Source organism: Thermodesulfobacterium sp. TA1 (genome assembly GCF_008630935.1).
Lineage (GTDB): Bacteria > Desulfobacterota > Thermodesulfobacteria > Thermodesulfobacteriales > Thermodesulfobacteriaceae > Thermodesulfobacterium.
On sequence record NZ_CP043908.1, the window covers coordinates 385081 to 411727 of the forward strand.

Below are 26647 nucleotides of genomic sequence, written 5' to 3' on the forward strand. Positions count from 1 at the left end.
GATGAACTTAGAACGTTGGAACTACTATGTACAATCCTTTTTCTTAAGGCTTGAAAGAGCTCTTTATGTTTTTATTGGTTTAGGAATATTGGTTGCTACCGCTTTTATTATTTTTTATGGATTTAAAGCCATTTGGAACCTTCCTTCTTATCCTAATTTTACCGAAGGTATCATCTATGTTTTAGACAAGTTTTTAATTGCTATGATGTTTTTAGAGGTTTTCTATACCCTTCAGGTAATTTTTGGGGAAGAATACAAGATTAAGTGCTTAGAACCATTTTTATTGGTAGGTATCATTGCTTTAGTGCGAAGGCTTTTGATCGTAGGTTTTGAAATAGCCCATACTCCTTCTTTTGAACCAGAGCGGTTTAAATATTATCTTTTTGAGATATTTACTATAGGAATCCTTATTTTGACCTTGATAGCAGGTATAGCTATTTTAAGAAAATTGAGGGTAATGAAATGAAAAACAAAATATTGATCCTTGATTTTGGTTCCCAGACTACTCAGCTTATTGCAAGAAGGATTAGAGAATTAGGTGTTTATAGTGAGATTAAACCTTGTTTTATTTCTTTAGAAGAGATTAAAAGTTTTAAACCGTCAGGTATCATTCTTTCAGGGGGACCAAGTAGTGTCTATGATATAGATGCTCCTACTATAACTCCTAAGATTTTTGAGCTTGGTGTTCCTGTTTTAGGAATTTGTTATGGAGTACAGTTAATAAGTCATCTTTTAGGTGGGAAAGTGGAGAGAAGCGAAAAACGTGAATTTGGGCCAGCTTTTATCAAAATAGTAGAAGAAAACGCCCTTTTTAAAGGGTTGAAAAAGGGCGGAGTTTATAAAGTATGGATGAGCCATAGCGATAGGATTGAGGTTTTGCCAGAAGGTTTTTATGTGTTGGCTGAAACAGAAAATACACCATTTGCCGCGATAGCTCATAAAGAAAAACCTGTTTATGGGGTTCAGTTTCATCCTGAAGTTATCCATACAGAGATAGGACAAGAAGTGTTAGGAAATTTTGTTTTTGAGGTGTGCGGTTGTGAGGCAGACTGGAGTATGCCTTCTTTTATAGAAAGAACCGTAGAAGAGATAAAAGAACTGGTTAAGGAAAATGAAAAGGTGATTTGTGCTCTTTCTGGGGGTATAGATTCTACCGTTACCGCACTTTTAGTCCATAAAGCCATAGGAGATAGATTGATACCTATATTTGTAAACAATGGACTGTTGAGAAAAAATGAACCTGAAGAGGTCTTATCTTTGATGAAGAGTTTAGGGCTAAAAGTGGATTATGTGGACGCAAGTTCTCTTTTTCTTGAAAGGCTTAAAGGGGTTGAAGACCCAGAAAGAAAAAGAAAGATTATAGGGGAAACCTTTATAGAAGTTTTTGAAAAAGAAGCTAAAAAATTTGAAAATGTAGTTTATCTTGCTCAAGGCACTTTATACCCTGATGTGATAGAGAGTGTTTCTTTCAGAGGTCCTTCTGCTACGATAAAGTCTCATCATAACGTAGGTGGACTTCCTGAAAGGATGCATCTTAAACTTATTGAACCACTACGGGAGCTGTTTAAGGATGAGGTTAGAAAGATAGCCGAGCTTTTGGGTTTACCTAAGCATATCATCTGGAGACAACCTTTTCCAGGTCCAGGTCTTGCTATAAGGATTATAGGCGAGGTTTCAGAAGAAAAGTTAAACATCCTTAGAGAGGCAGACGCAATAGTTACCGAGGAGATGCTTAATACAGGTTGGTATTATCAGGTATGGCAAAGCTTTGCTGTGCTTTTACCGGTAAAAACTGTAGGGGTTATGGGTGATGCAAGAACCTATGAGTACGTAGTGGCTATTAGGTGTGTTGAGAGCCAAGATGCTATGACCGCTGACTGGGTAAAACTTCCTTATGAACTTTTAGAAAGACTTTCTAATCGTATAATTAACGAAGTAAAAGGGGTTAATAGAGTAGTTTATGATATCTCTTCTAAACCTCCAGCTACGATCGAATGGGAATGAACTTTTATAGAAAGGTTTTTCATCTGTTTTTTGGTGTTTTTCTTTGGGGATTATCCTATGTTCTTTCTTATAAAACGTTTAGCTGGGTCTTAGTAGGTTTGTTGATAGCATCTTCTCTTTTTGAAATTTTAAGACTTTTTTTATATGATTATCTTCCTTTAAAAAGAATTTGGATACCCCTCCTTAAAAAAGAAGAATTTTATAAGATAAGCGATGGTTGGTTTTATCTTGTTGGGATAACCTGTCTTTATGGTTTAGTAGGTATTCAAGATTTTAGATTGGTGGTTTTAGTGTTAACTTTAGCCGATCCGATGGCCTCTTTGGTTGGATTTTATATAGGAAGAATAAAAGTATTTAGTGGAAAGACCTTGGAAGGAGGAGTAACTTTTCTTTTGATAACGCTTTTTATAGTTTATACGGTTAAAAGGTCTTTAACCCTTGTAGATATAGGATTTAGTACTCTTCTTGCTTTTACAGAACTTTTAACTAAAAGAGACAACTTTTGGATTCCTTTAATAGGAGGTTTGTACTTAAGATATTTTAAAGGTTAATTTTTAAAACGTAATCTTAAGAAAGTTTAAAAACTCTTTTTGTGTCATCCTTTTGTCTAATATTTGACTTTTTTAGATTAAGAGTTATTTTAAAAACAAACAAAAGCGAGGTTTAAGAAAAACATGGAAGAACTTAAAAATTGGGGCATTAGTTTAGATGATATTCCTTTAGAAGGTTTAAAGGTTGAGTTTGGCGATATAAAAAATTTAGAGGGTTTTAAAATAAAAGAACCCCTTTCTGGTTTTTTAAAATTGAAAAAATTAGGGATTGAGGTAAAATTAGAGGGCTTTATAAAAGGGTCTTTAATTTTAGAGTGCGATAGATGCTTAACTGAGTTTGAGTTTGATTTAGAACATTCTTTTGAATTAGATTTAAAGCCGTTAAGTAGTCTTAATTTTGAGGAAGAAAAAGAACTTTCTGATGAAGAGATGGAGGTTAGTTTTTTTGAAAACTCTTGGATTTCTTTTTATGACCTTTTAAGAGAGGAAATTTGGTTGTCTTTACCTTATAAGAAACTTTGTAAAGAAGATTGTAAAGGACTTTGTAACTACTGTGGAGCCAATCTTAATGAAAGAAGCTGTAGCTGTGGGGTTTATAAAAAACATAGCCCTTTTGCAGTATTGCAAAAATTATTAGAAAAGGACAGTTTGGAAAAAAGAGGAGGTAAGTAACATGGCTGTACCTAAGAGAAAAACTTCAAGGTCAAGGAGAGGGATGAGAAGGGCTCATAAACATTTAGACGCCCCTTCTTTTTCTGTGTGTCCAAGATGCAAGTCTACTAAGCTTCCCCATAGGGCTTGTCCCAGCTGTGGTTATTACAAAAGCAAACAGGTTTTGGAAAAAGAATCTTCTTAGGTTTTTTATCTAACCTATGTATAGGGTAGTCTTAGATGTGATGGGAGGGGATTTTGCTCCCTCCCAAATCCTTAGAGGTGCAGACCTTGCTCTTAAAGAATTTCCAGATTTAGAGCTTATTTTAGTAGGGAAAGAACAGGTTTTGCGGGAGTATGTGGGGAAGCCCAGGGTTTCGGTGGTTTTTACTGAAGAAGTGGTGGATATGGATGAGAGTCCAGGGGATGCTTTAAGGAAAAAAAGAGAGGCCTCAGTTTTTAAAGGGATAGAACTTTTAAAGACCAAAGAGGCAGAGGCTTTTGTTTCGGCCGGAAACTCAGGGGCAGTAGCAGCAGGAAGTATTTTTATTTTAGGGAGGATAGAAGGGGTTAGGCGTCCGGCTATTGCTACCTTACTTCCTACTGTTAAAGATCCTTTTGTTTTGATAGATGTAGGGGCTAACGTGGATTCCAAACCGATAGACCTTTTTCAGTTTGGTATCATGGGTAAAGTATTTTTAGAGAAGGTTTGGGAAAGGGATAACCCTAAGATAGCTTTATTGTCGATAGGAGAAGAGTCTGGTAAAGGAAATCTTCTGGTAAAAAAGGCCCATCAACTTTTTAAACAATCTAAGCTTAATTATGTAGGAAATATAGAAAGCAGAGATATTTATCGTGGAGAAGTAGACGTAGTGGTTTGTGATGGTTTTATTGGGAATGTTTGTCTTAAACTTTCTGAAGGTTTGGCTGAGGTTATCTTAGAGATGTTAAAAAACGAGGTAAAAAAATCGATGCTTTCTATTTTGGGACTTTTAATGGCTAAAAAGGCGATAGATGGGTTTAAGAAAAAGTCTGATTGGAGAGAATACGGTGGAGCTCCACTTTTAGGGGTAAAAGGAAATGTAATCATCGCTCATGGAAGGTCTGATGCCTTGGCAATCAAAAACGCTATTAAAGTAGCTATAAACACCATCAAAATCAACCTGGTAGAAAAATTAGAGAGCGCCATTAAGGAAAATTTAGTTGAGGAGGAAAAGGAGTGTGTTTAAATGCGGTTAGGTCTGCTGTTTTAGGGATAGGGATGGCTGTTCCTCCTAAGGTATTAACCAACCAGGACCTTGAAAAGATGGTTGAAACCTCAGATGCATGGATTACCGAAAGAACAGGAATTAAAGAAAGACATATTTTGGAAGACGGAGAAAACATCAGTCAATATGCTATCAAAGCCTCCAAAGAGGCTTTAGAAAAGGCAGGGATTTCTCCAGAGGAATTAAACCTTATCATTTGTGCTACCGTAACCCCAGACTATTTAATTCCTTCGCTTGCGGTGTTGGTTCAAGAGGGATTAGGTGCTTCTAAAGCCGGTGCTTTTGACCTTTCTGCTACCTGCTCAGGTTTTATCTATGCTTTAAGTGTGGCTGACCAGTTTGTAAGGCTAAACCCTGACTGGAAAGTGTTGGTAATAGGGGCTGAAGCTCTCTCGCGGAAAACCAACTGGCAAGATAGAACCATTTGTGTGCTTCTTGGAGATGGGGCAGGGGCTGTAGTGGTAGGAAAAAGTCCAAACCCTTCCCAAAGAGGGCTTATAGATTTTATTCTCGGAGCAGATGGTTCCCAATGGCCTTTACTCACGCTTAAAGGAGGTGGAAGTGCCTTTCCTCCCTTTGATGAACGTTTACCTAAAGAAGAATATTATATAAAAATGCAGGGTAGAGAGGTTTTTAAGTTTGCTACCAGGATTATGGAGAGGTTGGCTTTGGAACTATTAGAAAGAAATGGCTTTTCTAAAGAAGACTTAAAACTTTTGGTGCCTCATCAAGCTAATCTAAGAATTATAGAATATCTAAGAGAAAGGCTTGACCTTCCTAAGGAAAAAGTTTTTGTAAACATCCAAAAGTATGGTAATACTTCAGCAGCAAGCATCCCTATAGCCCTTTATGAAGCAGAAAAAGAAGGGAAACTTAAGGAGGGAGATTTGGTTTTACTGGTTGCATTCGGAGGAGGTTTTACCTTTGGAAGTGCATTGTTAAAATGGTAAACACAGAACTTACCATAGGTTTTTCCACTCACAGGATCGAAGTTCTCCCCTTAGCTGAAAGATTTATAGAGAATTCAGAAATTATCGTTCTTGAAGAACCACCAAACGAAAAATTAAGAGAGGTTTTTGAAGGAAAGATTTCAGAAGAAGAATATGTCGCAAACGTAGACTTCTGGTTTCCAGAGTTTATTAAACAAACCCTTAAGCTTCTTAAAAAATTTTATCGCCAAGGAAAGAAAATTTTTCAGATAGAACCATATCTGGAAGGGGTTAAATTTTTACAAGAAAAGGCAGAAGGAATTAATTCTTTAAAAACTATAGATGAGGCACTTTTAGAAAGGATAGCTGAGTCAGAAAAGAAAGCTATAGGAAAGCTTTTAGAATTCTATGAAGTTTCCTTAAGCCGAAATTTTGAAAAAATCATCGAAAGTGTAAAGGCTTTTTCTAAGGCAGATGCCGCAAGATTTAGATTAAGAGATCGATTAAGGGCCGAGGCAATTTTAAACATCCTGTCTGAAGGTAAAAGGATTTATATAGAAGCAGGTACTATCCATCTTTATTTAAAAAAGATTTTACAGGTCAGAACTAAAAATTTAGGTAAGGTTTCTCATGTTTTCTTGCTTCAAGACATTTTAAAACCTCTTACTGGAAAGCCTTTTTTGTTTCCTCCAGGGGAACTCTTAACTTTAAGATATATCTTCAAGTTAAAAGAAAATTCTAAGCTTGAAAACCTGCTTGCTGCCAGGTCTTTGATTTATATTAAAATCATTCCTAAAGAAGAATTAATTCCTACAGAAGAAAATCGCTTTCCCCATCTAAACGAAGAACTTAAGGCCATAAAGCTAACAGAACATTTAGGTTTTGAGGACTGCAAAAGGCTTTATTTTACCCTTTTTTGGATAAAAGATTACAAAGAGGCAAGAAAAATAGTAGAGAACTATCTAAAAGGTTTATAAAGGATATAATAGGTTTTTGATGGGTCTTTTTGAGCTTTAAAGGTAGTAAGCTTGTATCCTTTTTCTGTAAGGTTTGTTATCTCTTGAGGTATCTTTTTTCGAATGAGTATAATATCACAATCTTTACCCTCGACAAAAGGCTCTACTTTTTGGTTAATTTGAGCATAAAAGTAAACATTAGCTACCGGTTGGTTAAGTTGACAAACCGTAGCGTTTTGCTTTTGAGAAAGAAGAGTGTTTAAAAAAATACCTGCTTCTTTTTCTGAGCTTTTAGAGTGATAAGGTATAAGGAGACCATAGACCAACCATTCAATCACTGCAAAATGTAAGATAAGACTAAAAAGGTTTTCTTTTTTAAGTAAAAAAAAGATGAGACCCTGTATCAAAAAACCTAAGATTAATCCTAAACTTATGCCAAGAGAAGGTTTTAGACCTAAAGATAGAAGGATAAAAAAAGCCCCTAAAGGTAGTAATATTAGAGGATATTTTAGTAGCTGGTATGTTTTTAGCAAAAACTGATGGCAATGGTTTTTTAAGTAGTAGGTAATCAAGATTATAGAGAAGGGTAAAATAGGAAGAAGGTAGTAACCTCTTCGGGCTTTAGCTATGGTAAAGATAAAAAAGATGGCAAGAGAGGTTAAGAAAAAGAGTTTTTCTTCGGTAGATAGTTTTTGGAAATTTGAGGTAAATTTAACCAAAGCCCCTATTAAAAGGAGAGACCAAGGAGCTAACCATAAAGGCCAAAAATAAAGATAGATAAAAAAGGGTCTAAGGTTGTCATAAGGGTCTACTGCTTGTTTTAGGTTTTCTCTAAACCATAGATAAAAGGGAATTTCGCTTTTTAGTTCTTGAGAGGTTAAGTAATAAGGGAGAAAATATAGACTTAAGGCTATAAGGGCTGCTAAAATGGATTTCCAATTTAGATGAAAAAACCTTTTTTCAAGGATTGAGTCTATCAGAGGTAGGGTAATTAGCACCACAAAAGACGTTATTCCTTTAGAGAGACCACCTAAAACCATTCCGATAAAAAATCCTAAGTATCCCAAAAAGCTTTTTTGATTTCTAAAGCAAACATAAAAGGTAATCCCTACGATAATCCCAAAAAGTTGATAAATCTCAGATTGGGCTAAACGAGAAAACTCTATAAATCCTATTGAAGTAAGCAGAAGTCCAGTAGCTATAAGGTTCCAAGGATAAGAAAAAAGATGGGTTACACCTCTATAAAAAACCAATAAGCTTGCAAAAGCAAGCAATGCCCCAGGTAACCTTACGAAAAATTCGTTAAACTGTTGAAAAAGCATTCCAGAAAGTTTGATCAACCAAAATGGTATCAGAGGTTTGGTTATATGAGGGTCAAAGTTAAGGGTTGGAACAAACCAAGAATTTCTAAGGACCATTTCCCTTGCTGCTTCTGCCCATCTACCTTCTACTCCAAATAAAGGCCTCTCTCCCAAGTTCCAAAAGATCAAAAAAAAGGCTATTACCAATAAAGCTAAAAAAATAACGTTTTCTTTTTTCATAAAAAACTCTGCTAAATTAGCGCTTTTTTTAACTTTTCTTCTTTTTGGTTAAAGGGTAAAAAACTTGCCTTTTAAGGATACACCTCAGCTTTGTTTTAAACCTAAAAGGGATAAGGATCTTCTATGTTAAAGCTTTTACCTTTAAAACACAAATTGTTGCCTCCTTGCTAAGATTGTTAGATAATTTAAAATGTAATATGCTTTATAAGTTTAAGAGATTTTTATGAAAAATAAAGTCTTTTTAAAAATCAGTCTGTTTTTAATCATTTTTGGAACAGTTCTTTTCTTGCCTTTTATAGGAGAAAAAGAGTTTCAAGGAGAAGAAGGAAGAAGGGTTTTGCTTGCCTTACAAATGCTTGAAACCAAGGAATTTCTTTTTCCTAAACTTTTTGGAGAACCATATTTTTTAAAACCATCTGGATATAATTGGTTTCTTGCCCTGTGGTTTTTTCTTACCAAAGACTTTTCAGAGTTTACAGCCAGAGCTAGCTCTGCATTTATAATAATTCTTACTTCTTTAGTTTTAACTTGGTTTTGGATAAAAATCCTTCGAAAAGAAGGATTTGATAAGGAAGGACCTGCTCTTTCCTTGTTACCTTTTTTACCAGGTTTAATTTTTTTAACCATACCTGAGGTTATAGATAAGGGGCTAAGGGCTGAGATAGACGGTTTTTATACCTTTTTGGTCACAACCGGTATTTTTTCTTGGTTTTATTTTTATGAACTGACCAAAAGAAGATGTTTGGGCTTTTTGTTATGGGGCATTTTTATGGGGTTTTCTGTTTTAACCAAAACCTTTCATGCCTTACTTTTCTTTTATTTAGCCTGGATACCATATCTTTTTTATTTTAAAAAGTTAAAAGAGCTCTTCACCTTTCCTCATTTTTTAGGTATAGGAATAACCTTAGGGATTTTTGGAATTTGGTTTTTCTTTAGTTTAGGTTTTGATTTAAACCTTTTTTCTGCCTGGTTAGGAGAATATAAAGACGCTTTGTCAGGGGCTGAAGTCTCTTTGGGGGAACATTTTGAATTCTTTACCTTGGGTTTTTTGACAGGATATGCTCCTTGGATCTTTGTTTTGTTTTTGTTTAAAGACCCTGGTTTTATCCAGGTTTTTCTTAAAAAGCATCCTAATTTTTTTAAGTTGATAATATTTTCTCTGTTTTTGTTTATGTTTTCTTATATGTTTCATTTTTTCTCTCTGGGTGCAAGACTTAGGTATATGCTTCCAGCGATAGGAGGATTGGTTTTTATTTCTGCTATCGGATTTTTGTATCTTATTGTATATAAAAAAGAAATTTTAAATCGGTCGCTAAGAATTTTTGTAAAGCTTTTACCTTGGATTTTAGCAGCTTTAGGAGTGATGTTTTTAGGTTATTTGATCCTTAGAAAGTTTTATTATTGGGAGGCTTTGGTAGTTGTTTGGGTTTTGATAATAGGGAGTTTGGCTTTTGGGTTTAGGTTTTGGAAAAAGGTTTCTTACCAAGGATTTTTGTGGTTTTTAGTCTTTTGTGTTTTTTCTGTTAAACAGGTTTATGCAGCTTTTTATTATTCTTACCATAAAGAAAAGGTAGATTATTTTAGAAAAGCATCCCAAAACCTTGTTTTAGCCGTAGGTAAAGGAGAAGTGATATACCTCTGTGAGGAGGCACCCCATCATTTAATTTACTACGGAAAATATAAATACAAGACTTTAGATTTTAAATACCTAAAGCCTTGTGATAAACGTTTGATTTTTGAGCTCAAAGACCGATGGGTTTTACTATCTAAAAAAAGGTTTGAATCTTTGGGTTTAAACGAAAAAGATTTTAAAATTTTTCAAATTTTACCGGTTAGAAAAAAGGTTTATTTGTTGGTGAAACCATAGCAATTTTTAAGTTAATCAAGAAATAAAGCAAAGATTTTTAGAATAACTGTTTTAAAGATTAATTCTAATGTAAAACTACAAAAAGTGTTGAAGCCTGTCTTACTTAAAAAGGGATTGCGAGGTGTTGCTAATCTTAATAATAAAAGTTTTTTAACAACCTTATAAAAGGTTAGTAAACCTGATATGGAGGTTTTATTTCATTTTTTGAAGTATTGATTTCTATTTTGTTGATGAGGTTAAGTTTATGTTTTTTTGAATCCCTACCATAGATTGTAGCATAAGTGGAGTATTTTGAGTGGTTAAATTTTTAAAATAATTATTTTTTTACCAAGAGCCACCTCCACCACCACCTGCACCACCACCGGAAAAACCACCTCCACCACTTCCAGAGGATGAAGAACGAGGTGAGGTTGTAAAAATTTGGGATGCTTGACTGGTGAAATTATTTAAGGAATGGGCAAAATAAACGGTTGAAAAACTGTCTGTTCCTTCATACCATCTTGGTGGTTTAGTAAACAAACTTTCAAAGGCTTCTGCCCATTTATCACCTTCTCCGAAGACGATTGCAAAGGGTAAAGTGACTTCAAAAACTTCAGGAATTTTTTCAGGGGAGAAAAGTTTTTCTATAACATCCCTTTCTACCTTAGTAATAAATTCTTCATAACCTTTTAAGTACTCTAACATCTCAGTGCCTTTGGAGGTTTTTCGTGGCATAAACCGTCCGAAAATAAGAAGACCAAAGGCAGTAACTAAACCTGACAGTAAAATGGGAAAAGGAAGAGTAGAATATAAAAATTGAGACCCAATCATAATCCAAATTGTAAAAATAAAAACTATTGCTCCAAGCCAGGTATATTTATTTCTAACATTAAGAGGGTTTTTAAAGAAAAATCCTTTAGAGGTTAGGGAAGAAAAAACATGTTTTTTTATAAGTGGAATAAAGCGATAGAATTTTTTGTTAAGTTCAGAAAGTTTTACTCTACTTTTATCTTCAAAAATACCTGATAGAATTTGTAGGTCAAAGGGATTATTCTGAATAACAGTATCAAACTTTTTAGTTTGCTCCAGGATATAGTTTATTTTTTTACCAAACAGGAATTTAGGTTCTTCAATTTCTATTATTTTTAAATATCCTCGCCTTGCTAAATCTATGATTTCAGCAACTATGTCACGCCCATCCACTTTTTCATCTATTAAAGTTCCTGCTTCAAGTGGTGTTAAGTTTTCTGGTGGAAAATACTGAGTCTGTATTGCTCCTTTGCCTCCGATATCTCTTCCTTTGGTCCACCATAACCATATCATAAAACTTAAGAATAATATTATGTATAAAAACGTATATATCCAAGGATTTTTCCACCATGGTGGACCTTCAGGTATAGGTATTAATCCTGCCTTCCAACCTACAGCTATCGTCATTCCTTCATGGGCAGATAAAGGTTGAGTAAGGGTAAATAAGATGGCTTGTTTTTCTTTTTTTATTTTACAATTCTTATCAATTCTACCAAAGGCACCTGTATAGCAGGTAAATTGAATAGAACTATCCTCAAAGGGTAGGATTACTTTAGCGGTTACATTTTTTATAGGGACATTCCAACCTGTTCCTATAGCATTCCAGTAAAGCTCATCTATAGGGCCAAGATTATAAAGAGCGTATTTTACTTTATAGCTGATGATGTAAAATTGAGTTCCGTTTACCAATTTATTGGGATCTCCGATTTTAATCCTCAAAGTATTTTTATGTTTAGAAATTTTAGTTTGATAAGAGTTAAGATTTTGATTGGTTACCAAAATGTCTTTAATTTCTATCCTATGTTTTTTCCCTGAAGGGTCATAAAAATCTAACGGAATATCACGATAGATTCCATGTTTATTTTCATCTTCAAAATCAACGACCAATTTTTCTACGATTTTTAATTCACTACTTGGCTCCACTTTTATTTCTACATCGTAATATTTTATGTACCATGCCCAAGATGAAAAAGGAGAAAAGATTATTAATAATAAAGTCAAAAAGATAAGTCGTCGCATTTTATTTCTTAAAATTTAATCTGAGGGACTTCTCTTTCTCTATCATCTGTTTCAAAAAATATCTTAGGGGTAAAGTTAAAAATCCTTGCAAGGATAGAATTTGGAAAAATCGAGATAGCGGTATTGTAATCTCTAACTACTGCATTTAAATATCTTCTCGCCTGACTTATGGTTTCTTCAACTTTGGCAAGCTCATTTTGTAGGGCTTGAAAATTGCTACTTGCTTTAAGGTCAGGATAACTTTCTGCTAAGGCAAAGAGTTGTCCTAAAGCCTGAGTTAACCTATTTTCAGCTTCTATTTTTTCTTGAGGGGTTTGGGCAGTAATTGCTGTATTTCTTAGTTTTACTACTTCTTCAAGAGTTTTTCTTTCATGCTGTGCATATCCTTTTACAGTTTCTAAAAGATTGGGTATTAAATCATGCCTTCTTTTTAATTGTACGTCTACATCAGACCAAGCTTGTTCTATCATTATTTTTAGCTTGATAAGCTTGTTATAAACCCAAATTGCCCAAAAAACTATTAGAATAAAGATAGTTAAAAGAATGAAATATAACATTTTTATCCTCCTAAGGAGGATTTTAACATCAAAGATTTTTCAAGTCAAATTTATTTTTTACGTTTGTAAAAAATGCAATTTTTGCAAAGATTTCTTTAAAAATATTAGAAAACTTTAAGTTTGTTGAAGATTTCAAGATTTTAATTTTAGGTATACTTTTTGAAATAAAAACTAATAAAAAAGACCACAGGAGGGGGAGACATGAAAAAGCTGGTAGCTATTTTAGCAGGTGTTTCTTTATTGGGGTTTTCTGCGGTTTATGCTAAGGGGCCTCAAGGAGGTCCTGCTGGTCCCAAACCTTATCAAGGGGCTGGGATAGGTAAAGAGGTTAGTAATGCTACTAAAGAGCTTAAAGGAGAAGAAAGCAAAAAAGGATTTGGAAAGACGGTTAGAGAAAGGGCACGGGAAAAATCAAGAATTAGAGAACATAAAGAACTAAAAAAACAAGAAAAAATCAGACAACACCAAAAAAAGTTGTCCCTAATAACGCCACTTCTCAATAAGCCATTTCTTTGGTATATTTAGAATAAATAAACTTTTTAAGTAGCAGGCAGGTATTCCTTCCTGCTACCAGTTTTTGTTTTAGGGAGACCTTATAAGTGCAGGAAGAATATGTATTTCGTGTTATTGGATATGTAAAAACCGAGGCTAAGGAAGTTCCTCGACATTGGTCTATTTCTGAGGTAGAAGGTTATTTAGAAATAAACCCGGAATATCAGTTAGGGCTAAGAGATTTTAAAAAGGGAGATAAAATCGTGGTGCTTTTTGTGTTTCATCAATCCCCTCCTTTTACTTCAGACAAACTTTTACAAAAACCTCCTCATAGAAAGGAATTGCGAGGGGTTTTTAGCACTTGTTCTCCTATCAGGCCCAACCCTATAGGTCTTTCGGTAGTTGAGGTTTTAGAAGTTTCAGACAACAAGGTCAAGGTAAAAGGGCTGGATATGTTTGATGGAAGCCCTATTCTCGATTTAAAACCTTTTAAAGCCTATCAAAAAAATTCTACCTAAAAATTTAAAAAGGAGTTTTCTATGAAGCATTCAGAACAAGAATGTATTTTTTATCCTTTTATTATAAGGCTTGAAATGCCTAACCTATTGGGTAGGTTTGGAGAGGTTGTAGGTTTTATCAATAGATTGGGTGGAGAGATAGGAAGTGTAAAATTAATCAAAGTTTCTAAGAATAAGGTTGTAAGAGAAATTGAGGTAATATGTGTAGATGAAAGAGAGAGAAAAAAGATTATAAAGGGGTTAAAAGGTTTAAAAGAGGTAAAACTGCTAAAGGTTGTAGATAAGATCTTTGAGTTGCATGAGGAAGGAAAGATAGAAATGGTAAACAAAGTAGAGGTAAAGGATCAAGAGACTTTGGCTAAGGTTTATACCCCAGGGGTTGCTAAGGTTTGTTTATACCTTAAAAACCATCCGGAAGAGGTATATAAATACACGATAAAAGGACACACCGTTGCGGTGGTTACCGATGGGTCTGCGGTTTTAGGTTTGGGCAACATAGGGCCTTTAGCTTCTTTGCCGGTTATGGAAGGTAAGTGCATGCTTTTTAAAGAGTTTGCAGGGTTGGATGCCTTCCCTTTAGCGATAACTACTCAAGAGATAGACCAGTTTGTTGAGGTGGTAAAACATCTATCTTTAGTGTTTGGTGGGATAAATTTAGAGGATATTTCTGCCCCAAGATGTTTTGAAATAGAAAGAAGGTTAAGGGAGGAGCTTGATATCCCTGTTATCCACGATGACCAGCATGGGACGGCTATTGTGGTATTAGCAGGGCTTATCAACGTAGAAAGGTTGTTAAAAAGAAGTTTAAAAGATATGAAGATAGTTATTTCAGGAGCAGGGGCTTCGGCTATAGGTACGGCTAAACTTCTTTTAAAATATGGGGTTAAACACCTTATTTTATGCGATACCGCAGGGGCTATCTATCAAGGAAGAAAAGAAAAGATGAACCCATATAAAGAGGAACTGGCAGCACTTACCAATCCAGAAAAATTGAAAGGATCACTTTCTGAAGTTTTGGTAGGGGCAGATGTTTTCATAGGGCTTTCAGCTCCAAACATCCTTAAACCCGAAGATTTAAAAATTATGGCTAAGGACAGGGTGGTTTTTGCTTTATCTAATCCCGACCCAGAAATAGCCCCAGAACTTGCCTTACCCTTAGTAAGGGTCTTAGCTACAGGGCGTTCAGACTATCCTAACCAAATAAACAATGCCTTAGCTTTCCCCGGTCTTTTTAAAGGATTGTTAGAGGCTAAGGCTAAAAAGGTAGATGAAGAGGTTTTTATTGAAGCAGCCAAGGCTATCGCCTATATCATAAAGGATGACGAACTAAAAGAAGATTATATAATCCCTAGCATTTTTGATAAAAGGGTAGTAAAAGCAGTAGCTAAGGCTGTGGTAGAAAAATTGACAAAATCAGTAAAAAGTTTAAACTAAACTTTATCTTTTGAGATTAAAAAGTTTGAGATAAAAAGGAGGGCTAATGGCTAAAAAAAAGGTTAGTTCTAAAGAAAAATCAGAATTGATAAAAAATTTGGTCTGGAACCCTAAACATGTGTTTGAAGTATTGAAGGAAGAGGAAAAAACTCAGGTTGAGTCTTTAAGCCAAAAATATCTTGAATTTCTTTCTCAAGCAAAAACAGAAAGAGAAACTATAGAAAAGGCTTTAAACCTTTTAGAAAAAGAAGGTTTTTCCGAAAAAGGCAATAAAAAAGGATATGTAGTTTACAAAAATAAACTACTTTTTGCTTGGCATCAAGGTAAAAGAGGAATAACCGAAGGACTTAGGATAGTAGTTAGTCATATAGATACCCCAAGACTTGACCTTAAACTACATCCGCTTTTTGAAGACACCGATTTAGCCTTTTTGAAAACCCATTATTATGGGGGAATTAAAAAATATCATTGGGTAGCTCAACCTTTAAGTTTACATGGAATAGTGGTTAAAAAAGACGGTAGCTTGATAAAAGTGGTGCTGGGTGAAAGGGAGGATGAGCCTGTTTTTACTATCTGTGATCTCCTTCCTCATCTTTCAAGAAAGGTTCAGTCAGAAAAAAAACTTTCTGAGGCTATCTTAGGGGAAAAACTAAACGTTCTTTTTGGTGGCATACCTTTGGAAAAATTAGACGAAGAAAAAGACCTAAAAGAAAGGGTTAAACTAAATTGTTTAAGGATTTTACATCAAACTTATGGGATAAAAGAAGAAGATTTCGTGTCAGCAGAGCTTTATGTAGTTCCTGCCGGTAGGGCAAGGGAGGTAGGTATAGATAGAGCCTTTATAGGAGGATATGGACAAGACGACAGAATATGTGCTTTTACCTCTCTTAAAGCGTTTTTAGAAGTAAAAAATCCAGAATATATTAACATTTTGCTTTTTATGGATAGAGAAGAAATAGGGTCTGAGGGTAATACCTCAGCTAAAAGTAGGGTTTTTGAAAAATTTATCTACGAACTTATTAAAAAACAAGGATTTTCTCCTACTCCTGATGTGTTTTTTGAGGTTATGGCTAATACCCAGGCTATTTCTGCAGACGTAACCGCTGGGATAGACCCTAATTATATAGAGGTGCATGACAAGCTTAATGATGCTAAGATAGGTTATGGTATTGCGGTAAACAGGTATACGGGGCATGGCGGAAAATATATGGCAAATGAGGCTCATGCCGAATTTTTAGCGCAGCTTTTAAAAAATTGGGATGAAGACGGGGTGGTTTACCAAGTAGTTTCTATGGGGAAGGTAGATGAAGGAGGAGGAGGCACGGTAGCTAAGTATTTTGCTTCTTATGGGATGGACGTAGTAGATGCAGGCCCACCTTTGCTTTCTATGCATTCACCGTTTGAAGTGGCACATAAAGCCGACCTTTTTATGTGTTATCGTGCTTATAAAAGTTTCTTTAGACATTAATACTTTTGTGGTAAAAAGGTTGAGTTTATGAAGATTGCAGAAGGAGATTATGTTTTGGTTTTAACCTCAGAGGAAAAAAAATATTTGGTAGAGGTTAAAGAAGGATTTTTTCATACTCATAAAGATTTTTTGGACTTGAAAGATTTAGTAGGCAAGACTTATGGAGAAATAGTTTACGGAAAAAAAGGAGAAAAATTTTATGTGTTAAAGCCTTCGCTTTATGATTTTTTGATGAAAATAGAAAGGGCTACCCAGGTAGTTTATCCTAAGGATATAGGGTATATTTTGTTAAAGCTTAATATAGGTCCAGGAAGTGTGGTTTTGGAATGTGGAGGTGGGTCTGGGGCTTTAACTACTGCCCTTGCTTTTATGGTTGGTCAAGAGGGTAAGGTAATCTCTTATGAAAGAGAACTGAAGTTTCAACAAATTGCTATAAAAAACCTTAAAAGACTTGGACTTTTAGACAGGGTAGTTTTTAAAAATGTAGAAGTGGTTGAGGCCTTTGAAGAGGAAGAAGTAGATGCGGTATTTTTAGACCTAAAAGAACCTTGGTATTTAATTTCTGCTGCATGGAAGGCATTAAAAGGAGGACATTTTTTAGGAATACTTGTGCCTACTGCTAATCAGGTTTCTCAATGTCTTTTAGAAATACAACGTCTTCCCTTTTTAGACATAGAAGTTTCAGAAATCTTGCTTAGAAAATATAAGCCTAATCCCGAAAGATTAAGGCCAGAGGATAGGATGGTAGCCCATACAGGGTATTTAATTTTTGCTAAAAAGGTGGTTGAAAAATAATGCCTGTTTCAGTTTTGGTGCTTAGAAGGGATCTTTTATCTGCAGAGCTTGAAAAAAAACTGGTTGCAAGCCTAAACAAGGCCTTAAAAGAGTTAAAGCTTGTTAAAAAAGAGGTTTCTCTAACCTTAGTGGATAACCAAACCATTTGGGACTTAAACCGTAAATATTTGGGAAGAGACTATCCTACCAACGTCCTTTCTTTTTCGTTTTTTGGTAAGCAGGACTTAAACCACAAGCTTTTAGGAGAGATTATCATTTCTGTAGAGAAGGCTAAAGAAGAGGCTGAGTTTTATGGTTTAAACTTTGAAAACTATTTATTAAGTTTAGCCATCCATGGGTTGCTACATTTACTTGATTACGACCATGAAAAAGGGGTTTTTTCTCCTTGGCTTATGTTAAGAAAAGAGATACAATTGTTTGAAAAAATAGGTTTTTCAGAAGGTAAAGAGGAGGTTTTAAACTTTTTAAAAAGGAGGGAATATATGCCCGCTAAACTTGCGGTAAACGTAGACCATGTGGCTACGGTTAGAGAGGCAAGAAAAGCCCCTTATCCTGACCCTGTACATGCGGCTGTACTGGCTGAGTTAGGTGGGGCTGACGGAATAGTGGTTCATCTAAGATTAGATAGAAGACACATCAAAGAAAGGGATGTAAGATTGATAAAAGAGGTGATTAAAACTAAGCTTATTTTAGAAATGGCTATAGATGAAGGGTTGATAAAGTTTGCTAAAGAGATTAAACCTTTTCAAGTAACCTTGGTGCCAGAAAGAACAGAGGAGATAACTACTGAAGGAGGGATGGTTTTAGAAGGTAGAGTAGATGAAGTAAAAAAGGCAGTAAAAGACCTAAATAAGGCAGGTATCAAGGTAAGTTTATTTTTAAATCCAGAAGAGAAGACTATAAAGCTTGCCAAAAAAACAGGGGCTCAGATTATAGAAATCCATACAGGAATGTATGCCGAAGCAGAGGATGAGGTTAAAAAAGAGGAAGAACTGGCTAAAATTGAAGTGGCTGCGAGGTTAGCTAAAGACCTTGGGTTTGTTGTGCATGCAGGACATGGTTTAAGCTACGAGAACATAGGGCCTGTAGCTGCTATTCCAGAAATAGAGGAGTTTAGTATCGGACATAGCATAGTTTCTAAGGCTATTATGGTAGGAATGAAAGAGGCAGTGAGGGAAATGAAAGAGGTTATTTTAAAGGCTCGGGGATAGAACAGAGGTCTTTTATCGGAAATTGAGAGGTTAAATTTTTAAGGTTTTCTAAGGTTAAGTCTTTAGAACTAAAAAGGATTAAAAATCCTTGAGAAGGGGTTTCTAAAACAGGGATGATTACTACCTTTTTTTCTCCTTTTTCGTAAACTTTTACTTTTATTTCGTTTATTTCTTCATCTTTTAAGTCGTTTTTATCGATTTCTAAAAGATTAAGCACTAAGTCTTGCCAGTTAGGCATTAAATTTTCTCCCCAAAACACCCTAACCTTTAGTTTAACCTTCAGGTTTTTGTAAACCCTCTCTTTGTTGCGAATAGTTCCTAAGAAATTAGTTTTGGTTTCTTTGATTTCAGTAGCTTGGAATCCCGGAAGGTTGATAAAAAATTTCTCATCAGCTTGGTATAAAAGTTTGGGGTCGCAAAAACTTTTTCCTTGAGAATGGTTGGCGAAAACTATGAAAAACAATAGACTTATCAAAGAAATTAAAGTTTTTTTCATTGGTCTTTTCTCTTTACTTTTAGTCTTAAGCCGTCTTTTTCTAAAATTACTACTTTTTCTCCCTTAGGTATGGTCTCCTCTGCATAAGCCTGCCAGATTTCTCCTTCGACAAACACCTTTCCTCCTTGAGGTCCTACTTCTTCTAAAACCTTACCTATTTTCCCGATTATTCCTTCTCGTCCTGAAACAGGCTTTTTCCTAACGGTTTTTAAGGCGATATAGGTGATACCTCCTAAAATCGAGGAAAAGATAAGGACCAAAGAGTATAAAAGAGGGGTTGAAACCTTTAAGGCCGGAGGGTTTTTACCAAAAAGCATAAGAGAACCTAAAAAAAGACAAATCACCCCGGCTAAGGTTAAAAGTCCATGCGAGGTTACCTGGAGTTCTAAGAAAAAAAGCACACCTGCTAACAAGATAAAAACAAGCCCTGCATAGTTTACAGGGATGATGCTTAGACCCACCAAGGCTAAGATAAGACAAACAGCCCCTAATACACCAGGAAAGATGCTTCCAGGATGGGAGAGCTCAAAATACAACCCTGCAAGCCCTAACATAAGCAAAAAATATACCAAGTTAGGGTTAGTAAGAATTTTAAGAATCTTGGTTTTGAGGTCTTCAGGTATTTTTTCTATTTGGGCGTTTTTAAGGTTTAGAATTCTTTTTTCTTCTCCTACCAGGACTTGCCTTCCGTGGGCTTTATTTAATAGGTCGTTTAAATCTTTAGCTATAAGTTCTATCACCCCTATTTGGAGAGCCTCGTTTTCAGTGATGCTTTTACTTTTTCTTACTGCCTCTTCTGCAAAGGTTTCGTTGCGGTTACGCATCTGGGCAAGATTTTTAGCCCAGGCTACCAGGTCATTGACTACTTTGTTCATCACCTCTTTATCTGCTTTTCCGGTAAGTTCTACAGGGTGGGCAGCACCTACATGGGTTCCAGGGGCCATGGCTGCCAAATGGGAGGCAAGTAAGATAAAAGTGCCTGCAGAGGCAGCCCTGGCACCAGATGGACTTACATAAACTATCACAGGCACTCGACTTTGTAAGATGTCTTTTACTATGTCTCTGGTAGATTCAACCAGCCCTCCAGGTGTATCAAGTTCTATAATAATTGCTTCGGCCTTTTGTTGGTTGGCAAGGTCTATGCTATAACTTATAAAATTGGCAATAACAGGAGTTATAGGAGCATCTATTTTTACATGATAAACCTTTTTAGTCTCTGCTCCTTTTAGAAAGGAAGTCCATAAACAAACTAAGATTAAACTAACTAGCCAAAAACATTTCTTCATAAAATTTCCTAAATTTTTGTAAATCTTCCCATACGGCTCGTTTTATCCCTGGATTTTTTAACACAAAGGAAGGATGATAGGTAAAAAATATGTTGATTTCCTTAAGTTTAAAAATCTTTCCTCTTACTAAAGTTAAGTTTTTACCATCTAAAAGGACCTTAGGTGGGGTAAAACCTAAGGCTAAAATCAGTTTAGGTTTTAAATGTTTTATCTGTTTTAATAAATGAGGTTTACAAGCTTCGATTTCTTCTTGTTCCGGAGGTCTTCCTCCTGGAGTCTTACATTTAACCGCATGGGTAATAAAAAAACTTTCGCGTTTTAGATTGATGGCGGCAAGCATCCGTTCAAGAAGGTTACCTACTTCTCCTATAAAAGGCTTTCCGTAAAAATCTTCGTCCCGGTCTGGATATTCGGAGATTATCATCAAACCATTAGGTTCGGTAGGTCCTTCTCCCCAAACTACCCCTTTTCTAACCCTATGAAGAGTACATTTCACACACCGAAGGACCTTATTTTGTAATGAAAATAAGGAATCTTCTTCTAAGGGAACCTCTTGTTGAAGAAGTTTTTTAATAGCTTCAGAAATCGGTATAGCTTGTAATCCTATTTCTTTCAAGTAAAAAAGATTTTTGATTAGTTCTTTTCTAATGTCCATTTAGGGTTTTCTCAATATTCTTTTATCTCCCACCCTAAGGGTAACCTTCTTTTTGTCTAAATATTCTACCAAAGGTATCAAAAATTTTCTACTCAGCTGAACCTTAGGAAGATTTTTAAAATCAGTAATCTCTAATTCTTTTTTCTTCTGAAAGGCTTCTCTCACCAAATTTTCCCATTCTTCTAATATTTTAGCATGAAATACTAATTTGTCTGTAAGTTTAACTAAAATACCTTCCCTTAAAAGGGTTTGAGCCAATTCTTTAGCAGCTTTATAATTTTCTTTAAAATCAAGAAGGATGGTTTCAAAATCCCTTGGGGTATAACCTTCTGATAAAAATTTTTCTTCAAGTTCTTTTTTTAGTCTTTCTTTCTCTTCTGAGTTTAAATACTTAAACTCGGTTAAATAAAGAATTTCTTTATTTCTTCCTATAACCCCTTTATTTATCAAGTCTTCGAGTACATACTGATAAAATCCCTCAGAAATAAAAGAAGAAATCCTAGCTTTTAAAAGCTCTTTTGTAAGTCCAGGACTAAAAGGATTGTTGGTATGAAAATTTTTTAAAGTAGCAACGACCTGTTCTTTAAGCTCTTTTTCAGCCTTTTTGCTAAAATAAAAAACCTTTTCTCCTTCTTTTATCTTTATTAAGTCATTTTCCAGTTTTTCTACGATTTTTTTGAACTTTTCCCCGAAAATAGAGACCATAATTTGTAAGTCCTTTTCATAAATCCCTAAAAATTCTCTTTTTTCTACCCAAAACTTAATGAGGTCTTTTTCAGAGGCTTGAGATAAATATTCAAGTTCTTTTCTTTCCCAAGGTTTAGTCCTTTTTCTACGATAGGCTACAGGGTTTAAAACCTCACCACCTCCGACCGTCTGGTTGGTAGAGGTTCTCCTTAAAATAAACCTATCTCCTCTCCAAGCAACTACCGGCTCTTGAACAAATATCTGGGCTATATCTGTTTCTCCTGGATTTAGTTGGTCTTTTCCTAAAAGAAAAATTTTAGCTAAAGTTTCTTTGGTTCCTATATAAAAAAGAAGGGTTTCAAAGTTTTTAATAGGTGGGGTTACACTTTTTAAAGAATTAAGCTTAACATCTAACCACTGAGAAGGTTTTAAGACTTCAAGGTCTGCTAGAACGTCTCCTCGCTCTATTTCTTCTTTTTCTACTCCTTGTAGGTTAAGGGCTGTTCTCATGCCTGCATAGGCTACCTCTACATTTTTACCGTGGACCTGAATGTTTCTTACTTTGGTAAGAAGATTTTTAGGATAAACCATCAAGGTTTGGTTAAGGCTTACTTTTCCTGAAATGGCAGTCCCACGAGCCACCGTTCCAAATCCTTTGATGGTAAAAACTCCGTCTACCGGTAGTCTAAAAGGTTGGTCTTCAGCCTTTATAGAAATCTTTAAGGCCTTTTCATCTAAGGTTTTGAGAATTTCTTCTTTACCTTGGCCTGTAACCGCTGAAAACTCTAAAATAGGAGCATCTTTTAAAAAGGTATTTTTTAAAAACTCTTTTAGGTCTTCTTTTATCAATTCTAACCAGTCTTTTTCTACTAAATCTACCTTGGTTAAAACTACGATACCGTCTTTAATCCCTAAAAGTTCGCAAATTTCTACATGTTCTATCGTCTGAGGCATCACCCCTTCGTCTGCAGCTACTACCAACATAACTAAGTCTATTCCTGAAGCTCCTGCTACCATGTTGCGAATAAATCTTTCATGTCCAGGAACATCTACTATTCCTACAAGGGTTCCTGAAGGTAAAGTCAGATGAGCAAAACCTATGTCTATGGTAATCCCACGCTCTTTTTCTTCTTTAAGTCTGTCTGTATCAATTCCGGTAAGGACCTTAATCAAAGTGGTTTTACCATGGTCTATATGACCGGCTGTTCCGACGATGACCCTTCTCATATTCTACCATTTAAATAAAGGCTGTAAAATCACCAAAATTTTCAAAAAGTTCAGCTACCCTTTTTAATACCTTTAATCTGTTGTTCCTGGTAGCCTCGTCTTCTACCATCACAAATACTTTGTCAAAAAATTTATCTATAGTTTCTTTAAGGCTTACCAGCTTGTCTAAATAGGAAAGATAATCTTTTCTGTCTATTAAGCTAAGTAATATAGGCCTTAAACTTAAGGCCTGTTGGTAAAGTTGTTTTTCTTCTTCTAACTGAAAGAGTCTTTCTTCTACTTCTTCTAAAAGCGGTTGTTGATCTACGGTTTTTAAAAGTTGGGCCACCCGTTTAAACCCGATAATCAGGTCGATAAAATCTTTTCTTTCTTGAAAATCTGAAAGGGCTTTTAGTCTTAGATATTGGTCGTAAGGATTAAGAGGTAAGGGGAGAACTACCCCCAAGATGTTTTTACTAAACCCTAAGGTTAAAAATTCCCCTTCTAGTCGCTTTTGGATAAAACCTCTGATTTCTTCTAAAGCCTTTTGATTTTTTAAGAAACCTTGTTTTTCTAACAGTCCTAAGGAAAATTCTATAGCCTCTTCTAAGTTTAAAAACTTTTCTTTACCTATTAACAATTTTACTATGCCATAGGCTGTCCTTCTTAGACCATAAGGATCTTTTTCTCCAGAAGGTTTTTCATTAACCCCAAAAAGGGCAGAAAGATGGTCTATTTTGTCGGCTAAAGAAAGGATAAACCCCTCAAAAGACTGAGGAAGGGTTTCTTCCTTAGGATAGGGCAGATATTGTTCAAAGACTGCCTGTGCCACCTCTTTTTCTCCAGCATGTTCAAGCAGGATTTTTCCCATAACTCCTTGCAGAGAAGGAAATTCACTTACCACTTCAGAAGCTGCGTCTATCTTTGCATAAAGACAGGTTTTTTCTATCTTAGAAAGAAGGGAGGGATATTCTAACTTTAAAGCTAAGTATTTACTAAGGTCTACTAACCTCTGAGTTTTTTCCCATAGGGTACCACATTTCACGTGATAAACTATCCCTTTTATCTTTTCTAAGAAATGATTAAGTGGTTGAGATAAATCCTTTTCAAAATAAAACTTAGCGTCTTCAAGCCTAGCTTTAGTTACCCTTTCATGTCCCTTTTTTACTATTTCCCAGTTTCGTGGGCGGTTGTTGTTAACCGCTATAAAGTAATTAAGAAGATTTCCCTCAGGATTTCTTAGACAAAAGTACCTTTGATGTTCTTTTAAGGCAGTGATGATTAAAGGTTCTGGTAAGGTTAAAAATTCTTCAGAAAATTTACCTACTATAGGAAAGGGATATTCCACCAGATTGGCATTTTCTTTTAAGAGGTCTTCGTCTATCTCAGGAATGCCGTATGGTTTAGCTACTTCTAAAATATTTTGCTCAGTAAGGTTTAGTCTTTTTTTAAGAGTAACAACTACATAGTTATTTTCAAGGATTTTTTCATATCCTTCCCAATCAGCCGAGCTAAGCGGAATGGGATCAGGAGTTAAAAATCTATGACCTAAAGTTTGATTTGAGGCTTTAACCCCTGCTATTTCTATCGGAATAACCTTTTGACCAAAAAGGCAGACCATCCATCTTATAGGACGTCCGAACCTAAGCTCATAAGAGCCCCATCTCATGGTTTTAGGAAAATAGATTTCTTTAAGAAGAGAAAGAAGAAGAGAAGGTAAAAGGTCTTCTGTGTTTTGTCCAGGAATGGTTCTTTTTAGATAAAAATACTCACCCTTAGGGGTTTTTTTGACCTTTAACTCCTCTATGTTTACTCCATATTTTTTAGCAAAACCTACCAATGCTTGACTAAAACCACCATCCTGGGTAAGACCTACGGTTACAGATGGCCCTAAAATCTCTTCCTCTCGGTCTTCTTGTTTTTCTGCCAATCCTTTTATAAAAAGGACCAGCCTTCTAAAAGTCCCTGCGGTTTTTATGTCTTCATAACTTAAGGAAAGGTCTTTTAGTTTTTTTTCTGCTGCTTTTTTTAAACTTGTGATAGCAGGTTCTATAAACCTTGCCGGCAGCTCCTCAGTTCCTATTTCCCAAAGGAGGTCTTTAGCCATCGTTTCCTTCTCCTTTGCTTAACCAAATTTCTGCCGCTTTTTTAGCCAATCCTCTTACACGTCCTATGTAGTTTGCCCTTTCTATAGGAGAAAGAATTCCTCTTGCATCAAGAAGATTAAAGGTGTGAGAACATTTTATCACAAAGTCATATCCTGGAAGGGCAAGACCTAAATCTAACAATCTGTTCCCTTCAACTTCATATTTATCAAAAAGGTCTTTTAATAAGGCTACATCGGCTTCATCAAAATTATAGATCGAATATTCTACCTCTCCTCGGTAATGAATGTCTCGATAGGTATAATGTTCGTTCCATTTTAAGTTAAAAAGGTTTTCTACCTCTTGAAGATACATCGTAATACGTTCAAGTCCATAGGTTATTTCTACAGTAACCGGAAAGCAGTCAAAACCTCCTATTTGTTGGAAATAGGTAAACTGGGTGATTTCCATTCCGTCAAGCCATACCTCCCAACCTAATCCCCAAGCTCCTAAGGTAGGTGATTCCCAGTCATCTTCAACAAATCTTATATCATGTTCTTTAGGGTCTATACCCAAAGCTTTTAAGCTTTCCAGATAAACATCCTGTATGTTATCAGGAGAAGGTTTGATTATTACCTGATATTGGTAGTAATGTTGTAACCTGTTAGGATTTTCTCCATACCTTCCGTCTGCAGGTCTTCTACAAGGTTGAACATAGGCACAAGCAAAAGGTTCAGGACCAAGGGACCTTAAAAAGGTAGCAGGGTGGAAAGTTCCTGCTCCTACCTCCATGTCATATGGCTGCAAGATTACACAACCTTTTTCTCCCCAAAACTTGTTTAAAGTAGCGATTACCTCTTGAAAATACATAGCCAAACTCCTCTAAACCAAAATCACCTGTGGTTCATTTTCTTCTCTTTTCTCTATATAGCCTATCACGTGATAACTTTCACCTAAAGCAGCGATGAGGCTGGTTATCTCTTCTAAATCTTGCTTATCTACTATCAACACCAACCCAATCCCACAGTTAAACACCCGATACATTTCTTCTTCAGAGATATCACCCCAGGTTTGAAAAAGCTTAAATACCGGAGGTTTTTCCCAGGAATTTTTTTCTATCACTGCCTTACAGTTTTGAGGTAAAATCCTCGGTAGGTTGTCTATAAAACCACCTCCTGTGATATGGGCGCATCCTTTAATATTATAACCCTTGTTAGTAAGGGTTACCATAACCGGTACGTAAATCTTAGTAGGGGTAAGGACTACCTCACCTATGGGTTTCCCTAACTCTTCTGGGATATAGTCTAAGTTTATATTTTTTTCTTCTAAGATTTTTCTTACTAAAGAAAAACCATTACTGTGAAGTCCGCTTGATGGTATGCCAAGCAACACATCACCTATAGAGACAGTAGAACCGTCTATGATTTTATCTCTTTCCACTATTCCTACGACAAACCCTGCACAGTCATAGTCTCCTGGGGCATACATTCCTGGCATTTCTGCCGTTTCTCCGCCTAAAAGGGCGCATTGAGAAGTTTTACACCCTTCCACTATCCCTGCAATCAATTCTTCAAAAATCTTTTCTTCAAACTTACCAAAGGCCAAATAGTCTAAGAAAAAAAGTGGTTTAGCCCCACAGGTGATAATATCGTTTACACACATAGCAACCAGGTCAATCCCAATACCCTTATGAAACCCAGCTTTGATAGCCAGTTTAATTTTGGTTCCTACTCCGTCGGTAGAAGAAACTAAAACAGGGTTTTTATAGGTATTAAGGTCTAAGGCAAAAAGTCCAGCATAGCCTCCAATACCTGAAATTACCCCTTTTTGAGAAAGACCAACGGTGTGTTTTTTGACGATGTCTACCAAAAGGTTAGCCTTTTCTAAATCTACCCCTGCTTCCTTATATTTTTCAGCCGCCTTCATAGACATCTCCTGGGTAAATAAGTTTGATGATTTCAAA

At 35.6% G+C, this 26647-nt stretch carries 25 protein-coding genes; 15 read left to right on the forward strand and 10 right to left on the reverse strand.

Annotation, left to right across the window (positions count from 1 at the left end; all coding sequences use genetic code 11):
- The first annotated feature begins 1 nt into the window (after nucleotide 1).
- The 8 genes from F1847_RS02045 to F1847_RS02080 all read left to right on the forward strand — a co-directional run bounded on the left by F1847_RS02045 (nucleotide 2) and on the right by F1847_RS02080 (nucleotide 6380).
- On the forward strand, nucleotides 2-466 hold the full coding sequence (locus F1847_RS02045; protein WP_150071446.1) for a phosphate-starvation-inducible PsiE family protein: 465 nt from the start codon (nucleotides 2-4) through the stop codon (nucleotides 464-466).
- Entirely contained in the window at nucleotides 463-2004 is a 1542-nt protein-coding gene (gene guaA / locus F1847_RS02050) for a glutamine-hydrolyzing GMP synthase (protein ID WP_150071447.1), read from the forward strand. Before F1847_RS02045 ends, guaA begins: the two co-directional genes overlap by 4 nt.
- Complete coding sequence (locus F1847_RS02055) at nucleotides 2001-2555, forward strand: hypothetical protein (RefSeq protein ID WP_150071448.1); 555 nt, start codon at nucleotides 2001-2003, stop codon at nucleotides 2553-2555. The genes guaA and F1847_RS02055 overlap by 4 nt, the downstream gene beginning before the upstream one ends.
- A 123-nt stretch (nucleotides 2556-2678) precedes the next feature.
- On the forward strand, nucleotides 2679-3227 hold the full coding sequence (locus F1847_RS02060; protein WP_150071449.1) for a DUF177 domain-containing protein: 549 nt from the start codon (nucleotides 2679-2681) through the stop codon (nucleotides 3225-3227).
- A gap of 1 nt (nucleotide 3228) precedes the next feature.
- Complete coding sequence (gene rpmF, locus F1847_RS02065; RefSeq protein WP_150071450.1) at nucleotides 3229-3411, forward strand: 50S ribosomal protein L32; 183 nt, start codon at nucleotides 3229-3231, stop codon at nucleotides 3409-3411.
- A gap of 16 nt (nucleotides 3412-3427) precedes the next feature.
- On the forward strand, nucleotides 3428-4435 hold the full coding sequence (gene plsX / locus F1847_RS02070) for a phosphate acyltransferase PlsX (protein WP_150071451.1): 1008 nt from the start codon (nucleotides 3428-3430) through the stop codon (nucleotides 4433-4435).
- A 32-nt stretch (nucleotides 4436-4467) separates the two neighbouring features.
- Nucleotides 4468-5424, forward strand: coding sequence for a beta-ketoacyl-ACP synthase III (locus F1847_RS02075; protein WP_240702872.1), 957 nt, complete (start codon nucleotides 4468-4470; stop codon nucleotides 5422-5424).
- A complete protein-coding gene (locus F1847_RS02080) occupies nucleotides 5418-6380 on the forward strand; it encodes a hypothetical protein (RefSeq protein ID WP_150071453.1) in 963 nt (320 codons plus the stop codon). Before F1847_RS02075 ends, F1847_RS02080 begins: the two co-directional genes overlap by 7 nt.
- On the opposite strand, the gene F1847_RS02085 is transcribed toward F1847_RS02080, so the two are convergent.
- Nucleotides 6362-7900 carry a glycosyltransferase family 39 protein gene (locus F1847_RS02085; RefSeq protein ID WP_150071454.1) on the reverse strand — a complete coding sequence of 513 codons (1539 nt, stop codon included), beginning with the start codon at nucleotides 7898-7900 and terminating at the stop codon, nucleotides 6362-6364. The genes F1847_RS02080 and F1847_RS02085 overlap by 19 nt on opposite strands.
- A gap of 223 nt (nucleotides 7901-8123) precedes the next feature.
- On the opposite strand from F1847_RS02085, the gene F1847_RS02090 reads away from it, so the two are divergent.
- Nucleotides 8124-9767, forward strand: coding sequence for a glycosyltransferase family 39 protein (locus F1847_RS02090; protein ID WP_150071455.1), 1644 nt, complete (start codon nucleotides 8124-8126; stop codon nucleotides 9765-9767).
- A 324-nt stretch (nucleotides 9768-10091) separates the two neighbouring features.
- Here the strand turns inward: F1847_RS02090 and F1847_RS02095 are convergent, their stop codons facing one another.
- Entirely contained in the window at nucleotides 10092-11795 is a 1704-nt protein-coding gene (locus F1847_RS02095) for a DUF2207 domain-containing protein (protein WP_150071456.1), read from the reverse strand.
- A gap of 8 nt (nucleotides 11796-11803) precedes the next feature.
- Nucleotides 11804-12352, reverse strand: coding sequence for a LemA family protein (locus F1847_RS02100; RefSeq protein ID WP_150071457.1), 549 nt, complete (start codon nucleotides 12350-12352; stop codon nucleotides 11804-11806).
- A 201-nt stretch (nucleotides 12353-12553) separates the two neighbouring features.
- Between F1847_RS02100 and F1847_RS02105 the strand changes: the two genes are divergently transcribed.
- The 6 genes from F1847_RS02105 (at nucleotide 12554) to F1847_RS02130 (ending at nucleotide 18270) form a co-directional block, all read left to right on the forward strand.
- Entirely contained in the window at nucleotides 12554-12877 is a 324-nt protein-coding gene (locus F1847_RS02105) for a hypothetical protein (RefSeq protein WP_240702830.1), read from the forward strand.
- Nucleotides 12878-12951: 74 nt separating this feature from the next.
- On the forward strand, nucleotides 12952-13362 hold the full coding sequence (tsaA, locus tag F1847_RS02110; protein ID WP_150071458.1) for a tRNA (N6-threonylcarbamoyladenosine(37)-N6)-methyltransferase TrmO: 411 nt from the start codon (nucleotides 12952-12954) through the stop codon (nucleotides 13360-13362).
- Nucleotides 13363-13383: 21 nt separating this feature from the next.
- Nucleotides 13384-14796: an NAD-dependent malic enzyme gene (locus F1847_RS02115; protein ID WP_150071459.1), complete on the forward strand. Its 1413-nt coding sequence runs from the start codon at nucleotides 13384-13386 to the stop codon at nucleotides 14794-14796.
- 46 nt (nucleotides 14797-14842) lie between these two features.
- On the forward strand, nucleotides 14843-16264 hold the full coding sequence (locus tag F1847_RS02120; RefSeq protein WP_150071460.1) for an aminopeptidase: 1422 nt from the start codon (nucleotides 14843-14845) through the stop codon (nucleotides 16262-16264).
- Between the two features lie 27 nt (nucleotides 16265-16291).
- Nucleotides 16292-17059, forward strand: a complete 768-nt coding sequence (locus tag F1847_RS02125) for a tRNA (adenine-N1)-methyltransferase (protein WP_150071461.1) — start codon at nucleotides 16292-16294, stop codon at nucleotides 17057-17059.
- Nucleotides 17059-18270 (forward strand): pyridoxine 5'-phosphate synthase, encoded by a 1212-nt coding sequence (locus F1847_RS02130; protein ID WP_150071462.1) that lies wholly within the window; start codon nucleotides 17059-17061, stop codon nucleotides 18268-18270. The genes F1847_RS02125 and F1847_RS02130 overlap by 1 nt, the downstream gene beginning before the upstream one ends.
- Here the strand turns inward: F1847_RS02130 and F1847_RS02135 are convergent.
- Genes F1847_RS02135 through purM form a run of 7 tightly spaced genes read right to left on the reverse strand, consistent with a single transcriptional unit; the run spans nucleotide 18248 to nucleotide 26610 of the window.
- Nucleotides 18248-18766: a hypothetical protein gene (locus F1847_RS02135; protein WP_150071463.1), complete on the reverse strand. Its 519-nt coding sequence runs from the start codon at nucleotides 18764-18766 to the stop codon at nucleotides 18248-18250. The genes F1847_RS02130 and F1847_RS02135 overlap by 23 nt on opposite strands.
- Entirely contained in the window at nucleotides 18763-20052 is a 1290-nt protein-coding gene (locus F1847_RS02140) for a nodulation protein NfeD (protein ID WP_150071464.1), read from the reverse strand. Before F1847_RS02140 ends, F1847_RS02135 begins: the two co-directional genes overlap by 4 nt.
- Complete coding sequence (locus F1847_RS02145; protein ID WP_150071465.1) at nucleotides 20027-20707, reverse strand: uracil-DNA glycosylase; 681 nt, start codon at nucleotides 20705-20707, stop codon at nucleotides 20027-20029. Before F1847_RS02145 ends, F1847_RS02140 begins: the two co-directional genes overlap by 26 nt.
- Nucleotides 20708-22621, reverse strand: coding sequence for a selenocysteine-specific translation elongation factor (selB, locus tag F1847_RS02150; protein ID WP_150071466.1), 1914 nt, complete (start codon nucleotides 22619-22621; stop codon nucleotides 20708-20710).
- A 10-nt stretch (nucleotides 22622-22631) separates the two neighbouring features.
- A complete protein-coding gene (gene glyS, locus F1847_RS02155; RefSeq protein WP_150071467.1) occupies nucleotides 22632-24707 on the reverse strand; it encodes a glycine--tRNA ligase subunit beta in 2076 nt (691 codons plus the stop codon).
- Nucleotides 24700-25554, reverse strand: coding sequence for a glycine--tRNA ligase subunit alpha (gene glyQ, locus F1847_RS02160; protein WP_150071468.1), 855 nt, complete (start codon nucleotides 25552-25554; stop codon nucleotides 24700-24702). Before glyQ ends, glyS begins: the two co-directional genes overlap by 8 nt.
- Before the next feature lie 12 nt (nucleotides 25555-25566).
- Entirely contained in the window at nucleotides 25567-26610 is a 1044-nt protein-coding gene (gene purM / locus F1847_RS02165) for a phosphoribosylformylglycinamidine cyclo-ligase (RefSeq protein ID WP_150071469.1), read from the reverse strand.
- Nucleotides 26611-26647: the final 37 nt, after the last annotated feature.